A 12,614-nucleotide genomic window follows, 5' to 3' on the forward strand; every position below is an offset into this window, starting at 1 on the left:
GTTTGATGGCGGGCAAGCGTGGGCTGATCATGGGCTTGGCGAACGACAAGTCGCTGGCCTGGGGGATTGCCAAGAAGCTGTCCGAGGCGGGTGCGGAGCTCGCGTTCAGCTACCAGGGCGAGACGATGGAGAAGCGCGTCCGCCCGCTCGCCGAGCAATTGGGCGTGGCGCGGCTGTTCGATTGCGACGTGTCGGACATGGGTGCGCTCGATGCGACCTTCGACAAGCTCGCCGAGGAATGGCCGACGATTGACTTCGTCGTCCACGCGATCGGCTTTTCGGACAAGAATGAGTTGCGCGGGCGGTTCGTCGACACCAGCCTCGACAATTTCCTGATGACGATGAACATCTCGGTCTATTCGTTCGTCGCGGTGGCGCAGCGTGCCGCCAAGATGATGACCGAGGGCGGCGCGATGCTGACGCTCAGCTATTACGGCGCGGAGAAGGTCATCCCGCATTACAACGTGATGGGCGTGGCGAAGGCTGCGCTAGAGACGAGCGTGCAGTATCTTGCGGTCGACCTCGGCCGCGACAACATCCGCGTGAACGCGATCTCGGCGGGGCCGATCAAGACGCTGGCAGCAAGCGGCATCGGCGATTTCCGCCTGATTCTGAAGTGGAACGAGCTGAACTCGCCGCTGAAGCGCAACGTGACGATCGACGACGTCGGCGGCGCGGGGCTGTATCTGCTGAGCGACCTGGCTTCGGGCGTCACGGGCGAGACGCACCACGTGGACGCGGGTTACAACGTGATCGGTATGAAGGCCGAAGACGCCCCCGATATCGCTTTGGTCTAGTGCCAACCGTGCTCCGGCTGCATGGCCTGCGGTTCATGATCTTCCTCGACGATCATGCACCGGCTCATGTCCATGTATTTGGAGACGGCGAAGCGAAAGTCGAGATCGGAGGCGACGGGCGGTCTCCGCGCATGATATATGCTGAAGGATTAAGTGGAGCGATGCAGCGGCGTGCGCTTGCCGCCGTCGCTCAGAACCAGACAATGCTGCTGATGAAATGGGTCGAAATCCATGACCGAGCTGACTGACGAGGACATCCTGGCTGCGAACGAACGCGGTCGCATCGCAATGGCGACCAAGCCCCGGGCGAAGAGCGCGCGCTACGATCGCGACCAGGATCGTATCGTGGTCGATCTGGTGAATGGATCGACGTTCGCGTTTCCGCCGCAGCTGTTGCAGGGCTTCGATCGCGCGACCCCGGACCAGATCGCGGAAGTCGAAATTTTGGGTGTCGGATTTGGTTTGCATTGGGAGTCGCTGGACGCGGACTTTACCGTGGCTGGACTCATGACGGGTCGTTTCGGCACGGCGCGTTACATGGCAGAGCGGTTCGGCGCCGCCTGGGACGCGGTCGCAGCAGAATGAGCTTCAATACGTTTGGACGGCTGTTCCGCTTCACCACTTGGGGCGAATCCCACGGCCCTGCGCTAGGCGCGATCGTCGACGGTTGCCCTCCTGGCATTCCGCTGACCGAGGCCGACATTCAGCCCTGGCTCGACAAGCGCCGTCCCGGCACCTCGCGCTTCACGACGCAGCGGCGCGAGCCGGATACGGTGCGCATCCTCTCGGGCGTGTTCGAAGGCCGCACGACAGGGACGCCGATCAGCCTGATGATCGAGAATGTCGACCAGCGCTCGAAGGATTATTCGGACGTCGCCAAGGCCTATCGCCCTGGCCACGCCGACTATGCCTATGACGCAAAATACGGGTTCCGCGATTTCCGTGGCGGGGGGCGCTCCTCCGCGCGCGAGACCGCCGCCCGCGTTGCCGCCGGTGCGGTCGCTCGGCTCGTCGTGCCGCAGGTCCGTGTCCGCGCATGGGTCGAGGCGATCGGTGGCGATGCGATCGATCCGGCCAACTTCGACGATGCCCAGATCGACCAGAACCCGTTCTTCTGCCCCGACGCTGAGGCAGCACTCCGTTGGGAAGCGCTCGTCGACGCCGCGCGGAAATCCGGCTCGTCGCTCGGCGCGGTGATCGCGTGCGAGGCGACCGGCGTGCCGGCTGGCTGGGGCGCGCCGCTCTACGCCAAGCTCGATTCCGAACTCGCCTCCGCCTGCATGAGCATCAACGCCGTCAAGGGCATCGAGATCGGCGACGGGTTCGCGGCTGCCGCGCTGTCGGGCGAGGCGAATGCCGATCCGATGCGGCCGGGCGTCGATGGCCCGGAGTTTCTCGCCAACCATGCCGGCGGTATTGCTGGAGGCATCGCGACCGGCCAGCCGATCACCTTGCGCGTCGCGTTCAAGCCGACCAGTTCCATCCTCACCCCGGTCGAGACGATCAGCCCGACCGGCGAGGCCGCGACGATCGCCACCAAGGGTCGTCACGACCCGTGCGTGGGTATCCGCGGAGTCCCCGTGGTCGAGGCGATGGTGGCGCTCGTGCTGGCCGACCAGGCGTTGCTGCATCGGGGCCAGTGCGGCTGAGGTCGGAACATAAGCAGGACTTAAGCGCTTGCTCTTCAATAACATAGGAGAGCGAAATGCGTATTCTGACTTCGATAGCAGCGGCAGCGCTGATCATCCCGGGCATGGCAATGGCACAGACGGGCACCGGCGGCTCGATGGGCGGCACCACGGGTGGCGCGATGAGCGGCGGCACCATGGGCGGTTCGACCGCAGGCAGCACGACTGGCGGCATGTCGACCGGCACGATGGATCAGGCCAACCCCTCGACCAGCACCCGTTCGACCACGACGACCCGCACGCAGCGTGGCACCAAGGCTCGCAGCCGTACGCGGGGCACGACGTCGGGCACAATGAGCGGCACCGGTACGACGGGCAGCACGATGTCGGGCACGACCGGTAGCACGATGGGCGCCGACACGATGGGCGGCACGACTGGTACGATGGGTACCACCGGCACGATGGGCGGAACGATGGGCGGCTCGACCGGAACCATGGGCACCACGGGCACGATGGGTGGCACGACCACCGGCACGATGGGTTCGACCACGGGCGGGACGACCGGCACGACCACCCCGCGCTGATCCGACCTCGCTACAGCAAATAAAAAGCCGGGCGAGCGATCGCCCGGCTTTTTAGTGTCCGCTCAGTCCGAAAATGGATCGCGGACGAGGATCGTGTCGGCACGCTGCGGGCTGGTCGACACCAACGTCACCGGGCAGCGGATCAGCTCTTCGATCCGGCGAATGTACTTGATCGCCTGCGCCGGCAGGTCGGCCCAGCTCCGCGCACCGGCAGTCGTCTCCTGCCAGCCTTCCATCGTCTCGTAGATCGGCTCGACCAGCGCCTGGTCCGCCGCATGCGCCGGGAAATAATCGAGCGTCTCTCCCCGCAGCTTGTAGCCGGTGCAGATCGACACGGTCTCGAACCCGTCGAGCACGTCGATCTTGGTCAGCGCGATCCCGGTGATCCCACCAACCGCGGCCGCCTGGCGAACGAGCACCGCGTCGAACCAGCCGCAGCGGCGCTTCCGCCCCGTGACCGTCCCGAACTCATGCCCGCGCACGCCTAGCCGCTCGCCCGTCTCGTTCTCGAGCTCGGTCGGGAAAGGCCCCGAACCAACGCGTGTCGTGTAAGCCTTGGCAATCCCGAGCACGAAGCCGACCGCCGATGGCCCGAGGCCGGAACCGCCGGCCGCTGCGCCCGCGATCGTGTTCGACGAGGTTACGAAAGGATACGTGCCGTGATCGACGTCGAGCAGCACGCCCTGTGCGCCCTCGAACAGGATCCGCTTGCCGGCCGAACGCGCGGCGTTGAGATCGCGCCAGACCGGCTTGGCGAACGGCAGCACGAAGCCGGCGATCTCGCGCAGCTCGGCGATCAGGCGCGCGCGGTCGATCGGCGGCTCGCCGAACCCTGCACGCAGCGCGTCGTGATGCGCGGTGAGGCGATCGAGCTGCGGCCCGAGATCGTCGAGATGCGCGAGATCGCAAACGCGGATCGCGCGACGGCCGACCTTGTCCTCATACGCAGGCCCGATCCCGCGGCGGGTCGTGCCGATCTTGCCGGCACCGCTCGCATCCTCGCGCAGACCATCGAGATCGCGGTGGAACGGCAGGATCAGCGCGCAGGTATCGGCGATCCGCAGCGTCTCCGGCGTCGCGACGACGCCCTGCGCCCCGAGCCGCGCGATCTCGTCCTTCAGTGCCCAGGGATCGAGCACCACGCCATTGCCGATGAAGGACGGCGTGCCGCGGACGATACCCGACGGCAGCAGCGACAACTTGTAAACGTTATCGCCGACGACCAGCGTGTGGCCGGCATTGTGCCCGCCCTGGAACCGCACGACCATGTCGGCACGCTCGGCGAGCCAGTCGACGATCTTGCCCTTGCCTTCGTCGCCCCATTGCGCGCCGATGACTGCTACGTTGGCCAAACTCTATCTCCTGAGGATTACGCGCAGCGCCTACAGCGCGCGGGGCTCGCCCGCCACCCATAGATGCGTGCAGACTTGTGCTTCGGGGGTATCGCCTGCGTCGAGAGCGGCGACGGTGACCCAGCCTTGCGCGCGCATTGCTGCACCTTCGCTGGCGGGCGTGCCGAACGGAAGGAAGAGGCGGCGGCGATCGACGGTAGCGACGCGCTCAACCAAGGCGTCGGCGAATAGCGAGAAGCCGGTGGCAGCTTCCTCGGCGCCGTTCTCGTGGACAATGGTGTAGGTGCCGCCCCTACCCACTTCCCGCGCGCTGCCGTCGGCGAAGAGCGAGAAGCCGAGCCAGCTCTGGTATTCGAACCCGTGCCGCTCCGTCGGGTCGAGCGTCAGCGCGACGCGACCGTCAATCGCTTCGGCAATTCGCGTGAGACCGTCGAGGCGGGAAGCCAGCGCACCGGTCGTGTCGAACGCACGGAGGCGGTCCATCGCCTGGTCGAACGGCCCGGCGGCTTCGATCAACGGAAGATAGGCGGGGGCGAGCGCGGCGACGGCACCGGCGTCCTTGGCGTCGAGGCGATCGCGCAAGGTTGCGACGAGGTCATCCGCGACCGGCAGTGGTCCAGCGGCCAGCGTTGGCACCAGGTCGGGGAGCGTGAAGTCGATCGACGCGCCGGTAACATCGGCGGCGGCGATCATGTCGACTGCGACCGCGACGAGTTCCTGCGCGGCGGCGACTGAGTCCAAGCCGATCAGCTCGCAGCCAATCTGCCGGGTCTCACGCGCGGGCGCGAGCTGTGACGCCCGCAGCTTAAGCACCGACCCCGCATAGCTCAGCCGAACCGGCCGAGGGTGGTGCCCCATCCGCGTGGCAGCGATCCGCGCGACCTGTGCGGTGATGTCAGGCCGGATCGCGAGCGTGCGCTGCGACACCGGATCGACGAAGCGCACTGCGTCATGGAGGCCACCAGCTTTGAGGCGCATTTCCAGACCGTCGGCGAATTCCGCGAGCGGCGGGTCGACACGTTCGTAACCATGAAGGCGCGCAGCTTCGAGCACGCGGGCTTCTAGTGCCGCGGCCGAATCGGCGAACGGGGGGAGGCGATCTCGGAAGCCTTCGGGGAGGAGTGCGGTCATCGTGTCAGGTCCACGCGTGTGACAAGTGCATCGCCCAACACCTGCAAAACGCCTTCGAGATTGGTCATCACATCGGTATTGGCGAAACGGATCACCCGATATCCCTGCTCTTCCAGCCACGCCGTCCTGCGGGCGTCGCGTGCTTGGTCGGTGTGCGTATCGCCGTCAAGCTCGACGACCAGCATGTGCGAACGCGCGACGAAATCCGCGATGAACGCACCGATCACGACCTGGCGGGTGAACTTCACCCCTTGGAAGCGCTTGGCGCGAACTTCGTACCAGAACCGCATTTCCGGCCCGGTCTGTCCGGACCGCATTGCCTTCGCTCGGCCCAGCATGATGTCATCGGTTTTGGTCACGACTCCCTCTCCCCTTTGGGGAGAGGGCCGGGGAGAGGGGCGCCCCAAACGCCATCTCTTGGTACTGCCCCTCTCCCCTACCCTCTCCCCAAGGGGAGAGGGAGTCTTGTTAGAAGTTGAGGCCCATTGCGGTCTTCACGCCTGGCAGCGCACGGACCTTGGTCAGCAGGTCAGGGGTCACTGCTTCGTCGACCGAAAGCAGCAGCACCGCCTCACCGCCAGCCGAACGACGCCCAAGATGGAACGTCCCGATGTTCACCCCAGCCTCGCCAAGCGCAGTCCCCAAACGACCGATGAACCCCGGCGCATCCTCGTTGACGACATACAGCATCGGCCCAGCCAGATCGGCCTCGATCTTGATCCCAAGCAGCTCGACCAGACGTGGTGCCGAATCGCCGAACAGCGTGCCCGCAACCGAACGCTCGCCGTCCTCGGTCTTCACCGCGACGCGCAGCAGCGTGTGGTAATCCGCCTCACGCTCGGTACGCACTTCGCGAACTTCGAGACCACGCTCACGCGCCAGCACCGGCGCGTTGACCATGTTGACGGTCGCGGTCTGCGTCTGGAGATAGCCGGCGAGCACCGCGCTCACGATCGGCTTCGCGTTCAGATCCGCCGCCGCGCCCTCGGTATGCACCGAAATCCGCGACACCGCACCGGTCGTCAGCTGCCCGACCAGCGAACCGAGCTTCTCCGCCAGCGCCATGTACGGCTTCAGCTTCGGCGCTTCCTCCGCCGACAGCGACGGCATGTTCAGCGCGTTCGTGACGCCGCCCGACATCAGGAAATCGGCCATCTGCTCGGCGACCTGGATCGCGACGTTGACCTGCGCCTCGGTCGTCGACGCGCCGAGATGCGGCGTGCTGACGAAGTTCGGCGTGTTGAACAGAGGCGATGCCTTGGCGGGCTCCTCGACGAACACGTCGAGCGCGGCCCCGCCGACCTGCCCCGAATCGAGCGCCGCCTTCAGCGCGACCTCGTCGATCAGGCCGCCGCGCGCGCAGTTGATGATGCGGACACCCTTCTTGGTCTTGGCGAGCGCCTCGGCCGAGAGGATGTTGCGCGTCTGGTCGGTCAGCGGCGTGTGCAGCGTGATGAAGTCGGCGCGCGCGAGCAGTTCGTCGAGCGTGACCTTCTCGACGCCGATCTCGATCGCACGCTCGGGCGTCAGGAACGGATCGAACGCAACCACCTTCATCTTCAGGCCACGCGCGCGGTCGGCGACGATCGAACCGATATTGCCCGCACCGATCAGGCCGAGCGTCTTCGACGTCAGCTCGACACCCATGAAGCGATTCTTCTCCCACTTGCCGGCCTGCGTGGAAGCGTCAGCTTCCGGCAGCTGCCGGGCGAGCGCGAACATCAGCGCGATCGCGTGCTCGGCGGTGGTGATCGAGTTGCCGAACGGCGTGTTCATCACGACCACGCCCTTCGCCGACGCGGCGGGGATATCGACGTTATCGACGCCGATCCCGGCGCGGCCGACGACCTTCAAGTTGGTAGCGTGCTCGAGGATTTCCTTGGTCACCTTGGTCGAGCTGCGGATCGCGAGGCCGTCATACTCGCCGATGATCGCGATCAGTTCGGCAGGCGTCTTGCCGGTGATCTCGTCGACCTCGACGCCGCGCTCGCGGAAGATCTGGGCGGCGCGGGGGTCCATTTTGTCGGAGATGAGGACTTTAGGCATGGGATTGCTCCTGTGAATTCAGTGAATTGGGGCGCGTCCCTATTCCAACTCCCCCGTCATCCCGGCGGAAGCCGGGACCCACGGTAGCGGTTCGCTTCATGAGCGAATGCTCCGTGTCCATGGGTCCCGGCGTGCGCCGGGATGACGGAATGGGGGTGATTGTTGGAAGGAGGGCGTAAAAGACGCGGTAGCTAGTTAGGCCGCCTTGGCGGTCGCGTAGGCCCAGTCGAGCCAGGGGCCGAGCGCTTCGATATCGGCGGTATCAACGGTCGCGCCGCACCAGATCCGCAAGCCCGGAGGCGCGTCGCGGTAACCCGCCACGTCATACGCCGCGCCAGCCTTCTCAAGCGCAGAAGCCATCGCCTTGATCAGCGCCTCGTCCGCACCCTCGACCGTCAGGCACACGCTGGTCTTCGACCGCGTCGCCGGATCGACCGCCAGATGCCCCAGCCAGTCACGCTCCGCCACGATCTTGTCGAGCGCCGCCGCATTCGCATCCGACCGCTTGATCAGCCCGTCTTCGCCCAGCGACTTCGCCCATTCAAGGCTGAAGATCGCATCCTCGACCGCCAGCATCGACGGCGTGTTGATCGTCTCGCCCTTGAACACGCCTTCGGCGAGCTTGCCCTTCGAGACGAGGCGGAACACCTTCGGCAAAGGCCACGCGGGCGTGTAGGTCTCCAGCCGCTCGACCGCACGCGGCCCGAGGATCAGCACGCCGTGCGCGCCCTCGCCGCCGAGCACCTTCTGCCACGAGAAGGTGGCCACATCGATCTTGGTCCAGTCGATATCGTACGCAAACACGCCCGACGTCGCATCGGCGAACGAGAGCCCCTCGCGGTCGTCCGGGATCCAGTCCGCATTCGGCACGCGCACGCCGCTGGTGGTGCCGTTCCAGGTGAACAGCACGTCGTTCGACCAGTCGACCGCGTCCAGATCGGGCAGCTGGCCGTAATCGGCGCGCACCACCGTGGGATCGATCTTGAGCTGCTTCACAGCATCCGTGACCCAGCCCTCGCCGAAGCTTTCCCAGGCGAGCGCGGTGACGGGCTTGGCGCCGAGCATCGTCCACATCGCCATTTCGTACGCGCCGGTGTCGGAACCGGGGACGATGCCGATGCGGTGCGTTTCGGGGAGCTTCAGCAGCTCGCGCATCAGGTCGATGCTGTACTGAAGGCGGGTCTTGCCGATCTTCGAGCGATGCGAGCGACCGAGCGAGTCGGTGGCGAGCTTGTCCGCGGACCAACCCGGAGGTTTCGCGCAGGGACCGGAGCTGAAAAAGGGACGTGCCGGCGTCGTAGCAGGCAAAGCAGGCGCATGTGTAGCGGGTGCGTAGGTCGTATCAGTCATGTATCTCTCCTCACAGAGAGCACGCGCGGCGTTGGGACCGCGTGGCCCGTCGCCGGCCCTAACGGCGTTCACGGGGGTGTCAACCGCGTTCGATTGCGAGCGCGCGGCGGCGGGACTCGCCCCACCGTGCGCCAAACTCGCTCCGTCACCCCGGGCTTGTTCCCGGGTCCACCGTGCCGCACGGCCATTGGCATGGGGGACAAGATGATGAGTGGATGCCGGAACAGGCCCGGCATGACGGAGTGGGTGGTAGTAGCGGCTCTCGCACTGACTTTAGCCGGCTGCGGACGTGCCGATCGCCCCACGGCACCGACCAAGACTCGCCCCAACCTCTCAGTCCCAAGCAACCGCGAAACCGCGCAGTGCCTCGCCGACCTGCGCGAGTTGCACGTCTCGTTCCAGGTCCTGCCCGACCGCGAGACCGGCCCCGGATGCGGCCTGAACGGCACCGTGAAGCTCGTCGATATCGGCGTCCCCGTCGCCAACCTCACCGCGGTCCGCTGCGGCGCGGCGCGCGCGTTCATCGGCTGGACGCGCAATGCGGTCGCGCCGGCCGCGTATCAGATGCTCGGCAGCGAACTGGCGCGGATCGACAGCATGGGGAGTTACGCATGCCGCAACGTCGTCGGCTCCGCGCGCAACACCAGCCGCCGCTCGGGCCACGCGATCGCCAACGCGATCGACGTCGGCGGGTTCGTGCTGAAAGACGGGCGGCGAATCACGGTGCTGAACGACTGGAACTCGGCCGACCCGCAGGTCCGCCAATTCCTCCAGACGATCCGCGCCTCGGCATGCAAGCGCTTCGGCACGGTGCTCAGCCCCGACTACAACGCCGCGCACCGCAACCACCTCCATCTCGAAGACGATCACGCCAATTTCTGCCGCTAGCGCACCGCTCTAGCCCTCCCCTCGCGTTTCCTCTAATCGCGCCTGAATGACCGATACACGAGTACCATCGCGCGTTTTTCCGAACGCCAGCCAGGATGCCGAGTCCGCCCGCGACTCCGTTTCCACCCCCCAGACGCAGCACCCGCATTACCGGCTCGCCTTCCAGGACATGGATTTCCTGTTGCGCGAAGACCTGCGACCGGTGCGGTTCCAGCTCGAACTGCTGAAGACCGAACTCGTCCTCGACGAGGCGAAGATCGGATCGACCTTCGTGTTCTACGGCTCCGCGCGCATTCCCGAGCCGTCGAAGGCGCAGGCATTGTTGAAGCTCGCTACGGATGAGAAGTCGAAGAAGATCGCCGAGCGGCTGGTCGAGAAGTCGAAATATTACGACGTCGCGCGCGAGTTGGCGGCGAAGGTCAGCGTGCTGCCGCGCGACGAGCGTGGCTGGCGGCAGTTCGTGGTGTGTTCTGGCGGCGGTCCGTCGATCATGGAGGCCGCCAATCGCGGTGCTGACGATGTCGGCGCCGAGTCGATCGGGCTTAACATCGTCCTGCCGCACGAGCAGGCGCCGAACCCGTACGTCACCCCGTCGCTGTCGGTGCAGTTCCACTATTTCGCGCTCAGGAAGATGCACTTCCTGCTGCACGCGCGGGCGCTCGCGGCGTTTCCGGGTGGGTTCGGGACGTTCGACGAACTGTTCGAGCTGCTGACGCTGATCCAGACGGGCAAGATCCAGCCGATCCCGGTGCTGCTGTTCGGACGGGCTTTCTGGGAGCGGGTCGTGAATTTCGACGCGCTGGTCGAGGAAGGCGTCGTCAGCGAGAAGGACCTCGGGATCTTCCGCTACGTCGAGACCGCCGACGAGGCCTGGGATGCGGTGCAGTCGTTCTATCGCGAGCGGGCGGAGAAGGAAGCGGCCGAGGGCTGAGCCTTCCCGGGGGAAGTACTCTTCTGCTCCCTCTCCCCCTTCCGGGGAGAGGGTCGGGGTGAGGGGCAGCCAAGCAATGCTCCACCTGGAACAGCCCCTCACCCCAGCCCTCTCCCCGCAGGGGAGAGGGAGAAGCGGCTACTTTTCCGAGCGGGCGCCCTTGCGAGCAGCCTCAGGATCAACCGACGGCGCACCCGACGCGGGCGTTCCGGTATTCGCGATGTCCGCAGTCGGCGCGCCCTTCGTAGCCGCAGCCTCCGCCGCATTCGCCGTCGCCGGCTGATCCTTGGCCGCCGCATCCTTGGCCGCCGCCGGAGCAGCGCCAGCAGCAGGTGCCGCCGGCAACGGCAGGTTCGAACCCTGCTGGTTCAGATACAGGATCACGTTCGCGCGGTCCTGCGCATTGCCGAGCCCGGCGAAGGTCATCTTCGTCCCCGGCGCGAACTTGCGCGGCGAGGTCAGCCACGCGTTCAGCTTGTCGAAGTCCCACTTGCCGCCGATCCCGGCCAGCGCCGACGAGAAGGCGTACCCGGCCTTGCCCTTGGCGATTTCCTCGCCGACCGTGCCGTACAGGTTCGGGCCGACGCCGTTCGCGCCGCCCTGGTTGATGGTATGGCAGGCAGCGCACTTCTTGAACACTTCGGCGCCCTTGGCGGCGTCGGCGGTCGGCAGCAGCGAGGCGATCGGCACTTCGGCGGCCGCGCCCTCGCCGCCCTCGGCGACGACGCCCTCGATCGCATAGCCCATCTTCTCGGGGCGCTCGCCGTGGAACATCATCCCGCCGACGATCGACAGCCCGAGCGCCGCACCACAGCCTGCGAGCACCCAGCCGGCGATCGTATTGGTCCGATTGTCCATCTTGTGCATCCGCCCTGTTCTGTTTGGGATAGCCATAGAAAACGCGGGCGTGCACCGCAAGCCGCGCTTGAAGGGCGGGTGTATGGCGGGCGGCGGCGCTTTACGCGGCTTGAACAGGCAGGCAGCGCGCTTTAGGCGCTCGGCGCATGGAAAACTTCGCCGCACCCGCCCGCCCGATCGTCGCGCGGATGACCGCCGCAGCCGCCGCAGAGCCCGCGCGCGCCGTCGCGTTCCAGGGTGCACCGGGCGCGAACAGCCATGTCGCCGCGGTCGAGGCGTTCCCGGACGGCCTGCCCCTGCCCTGTTTCGATTTCTCCGACGCGATCGACGCGGTGAAGGACGGCCGCGCCGATTGCGCGATCATTCCGATCGAGAATTCATTGCACGGCCGCGTCGCCGACATCCATTTCCTGCTCCCCGAATCGGGGCTGGTCATCACCGGCGAGCATTTCCTGCCGATCCGCCACGCGCTGATGGCATGCGGCCCGCGCGACGGCATCCGCAAGGCGATGAGCCATCCGCAGGCGCTCGGGCAGTGCCGGCATTGGCTGAAGGCACACGGGATCGAGCCGGTGAGCTATCCCGATACGGCTGGCGCAGCGGCGGTTGTCGCGGAGCTGGGCGACCCGGCGATCGCCGCACTCGCACCGCCCGCCGCTGCCGCGCTATATGGCCTTGACCTGCTCGCGACCGACATCGCCGATGCGGACCACAACACGACGCGGTTCGTGGTCCTCGCGCGCGGCGGCAAGCCGCCCGCTGCGCAGGAGCCGGTCGGCGGCGAATGGATGACGACGCTGATCTTCGAGGTCAGGAACGTCCCCGCCGCTCTCTACAAGGCGGTCGGCGGGTTCGCGACCAACGGCGTGAACATCACCAAGCTCGAAAGCTACCAGCGCAACGGCAGCTTCTCCGCAACGGAATTCTATGCGGACGTAGTGGGGAAGCCGGGTGACGCGAACCTCGACCATGCGCTGGAGGAACTGGGATTCCATTCGAAGTGGCTGCGCGTGCTGGGGACGTATCGGCAGGCAAGATCGCGGGGGTGA

14 protein-coding genes are annotated in these 12,614 nt (G+C 66.4%); 8 read left to right on the top strand and 6 right to left on the bottom strand.

Annotated elements, in window-relative coordinates; all coding sequences use genetic code 11:
* The first annotated feature begins 5 nt into the window (after window positions 1–5).
* The 5 genes from fabI to ASE82_RS07860 are packed head-to-tail and all read left to right on the top strand — an operon-like array spanning window position 6 to window position 3,009.
* The gene (fabI, locus tag ASE82_RS07840) at window positions 6–797 is read left to right on the top strand and encodes an enoyl-ACP reductase FabI (RefSeq protein WP_056054995.1); all 792 of its coding nucleotides are present in this window, start codon (window positions 6–8) and stop codon (window positions 795–797) included.
* A gap of 35 nt (window positions 798–832) precedes the next feature.
* On the top strand, window positions 833–1,045 hold the full coding sequence (locus tag ASE82_RS07845; RefSeq protein ID WP_235524614.1) for a DUF4160 domain-containing protein: 213 nt from the start codon (window positions 833–835) through the stop codon (window positions 1,043–1,045).
* Window positions 1,029–1,382 (top strand): DUF2442 domain-containing protein, encoded by a 354-nt coding sequence (locus ASE82_RS07850; protein WP_056061113.1) that lies wholly within the window; start codon window positions 1,029–1,031, stop codon window positions 1,380–1,382. The genes ASE82_RS07845 and ASE82_RS07850 overlap by 17 nt, the downstream gene beginning before the upstream one ends.
* Complete coding sequence (aroC, locus tag ASE82_RS07855) at window positions 1,379–2,446, top strand: chorismate synthase (RefSeq protein WP_056061118.1); 1,068 nt, start codon at window positions 1,379–1,381, stop codon at window positions 2,444–2,446. The genes ASE82_RS07850 and aroC overlap by 4 nt, the downstream gene beginning before the upstream one ends.
* A 56-nt stretch (window positions 2,447–2,502) precedes the next feature.
* Window positions 2,503–3,009 carry a hypothetical protein gene (locus ASE82_RS07860; protein ID WP_056061121.1) on the top strand — a complete coding sequence of 169 codons (507 nt, stop codon included), beginning with the start codon at window positions 2,503–2,505 and terminating at the stop codon, window positions 3,007–3,009.
* Between the two features lie 62 nt (window positions 3,010–3,071).
* Here ASE82_RS07860 and ASE82_RS07865 read toward each other — a convergent pair whose 3' ends face one another.
* The 5 genes from ASE82_RS07865 to ASE82_RS07885 form a co-directional block, all read right to left on the bottom strand.
* Complete coding sequence (locus ASE82_RS07865) at window positions 3,072–4,361, bottom strand: adenylosuccinate synthase (RefSeq protein WP_056061123.1); 1,290 nt, start codon at window positions 4,359–4,361, stop codon at window positions 3,072–3,074.
* Window positions 4,362–4,391: 30 nt separating this feature from the next.
* Window positions 4,392–5,492: an ATP phosphoribosyltransferase regulatory subunit gene (locus ASE82_RS07870; protein ID WP_056061127.1), complete on the bottom strand. Its 1,101-nt coding sequence runs from the start codon at window positions 5,490–5,492 to the stop codon at window positions 4,392–4,394.
* Window positions 5,489–5,809 (bottom strand): endonuclease domain-containing protein, encoded by a 321-nt coding sequence (locus tag ASE82_RS07875; RefSeq protein WP_056061804.1) that lies wholly within the window; start codon window positions 5,807–5,809, stop codon window positions 5,489–5,491. Before ASE82_RS07875 ends, ASE82_RS07870 begins: the two co-directional genes overlap by 4 nt.
* 151 nt (window positions 5,810–5,960) lie before the next feature.
* Complete coding sequence (serA, locus tag ASE82_RS07880) at window positions 5,961–7,538, bottom strand: phosphoglycerate dehydrogenase (RefSeq protein ID WP_056061130.1); 1,578 nt, start codon at window positions 7,536–7,538, stop codon at window positions 5,961–5,963.
* Between the two features lie 195 nt (window positions 7,539–7,733).
* Window positions 7,734–8,888 carry a phosphoserine transaminase gene (locus ASE82_RS07885; protein ID WP_056061133.1) on the bottom strand — a complete coding sequence of 385 codons (1,155 nt, stop codon included), beginning with the start codon at window positions 8,886–8,888 and terminating at the stop codon, window positions 7,734–7,736.
* 234 nt (window positions 8,889–9,122) lie between these two features.
* On the opposite strand from ASE82_RS07885, the gene ASE82_RS07890 reads away from it, so the two are divergent.
* A complete protein-coding gene (locus ASE82_RS07890; RefSeq protein ID WP_056061138.1) occupies window positions 9,123–9,776 on the top strand; it encodes an extensin family protein in 654 nt (217 codons plus the stop codon).
* Between the two features lie 46 nt (window positions 9,777–9,822).
* Window positions 9,823–10,707, top strand: a complete 885-nt coding sequence (locus ASE82_RS07895; protein ID WP_056061140.1) for a TIGR00730 family Rossman fold protein — start codon at window positions 9,823–9,825, stop codon at window positions 10,705–10,707.
* A 138-nt stretch (window positions 10,708–10,845) separates the two neighbouring features.
* On the opposite strand, the gene ASE82_RS07900 is transcribed toward ASE82_RS07895, so the two are convergent.
* On the bottom strand, window positions 10,846–11,565 hold the full coding sequence (locus ASE82_RS07900) for a c-type cytochrome (protein WP_056061807.1): 720 nt from the start codon (window positions 11,563–11,565) through the stop codon (window positions 10,846–10,848).
* Between the two features lie 146 nt (window positions 11,566–11,711).
* Here ASE82_RS07900 and ASE82_RS07905 point away from each other — a divergent pair, with 146 nt between their 5' ends.
* Window positions 11,712–12,614 carry a prephenate dehydratase gene (locus tag ASE82_RS07905; protein ID WP_056061144.1) on the top strand — a complete coding sequence of 301 codons (903 nt, stop codon included), beginning with the start codon at window positions 11,712–11,714 and terminating at the stop codon, window positions 12,612–12,614.

It is taken from the genome of Sphingomonas sp. Leaf230 (genome assembly GCF_001421745.1).
Taxonomy (GTDB): Bacteria; Pseudomonadota; Alphaproteobacteria; order Sphingomonadales; family Sphingomonadaceae; genus Sphingomonas.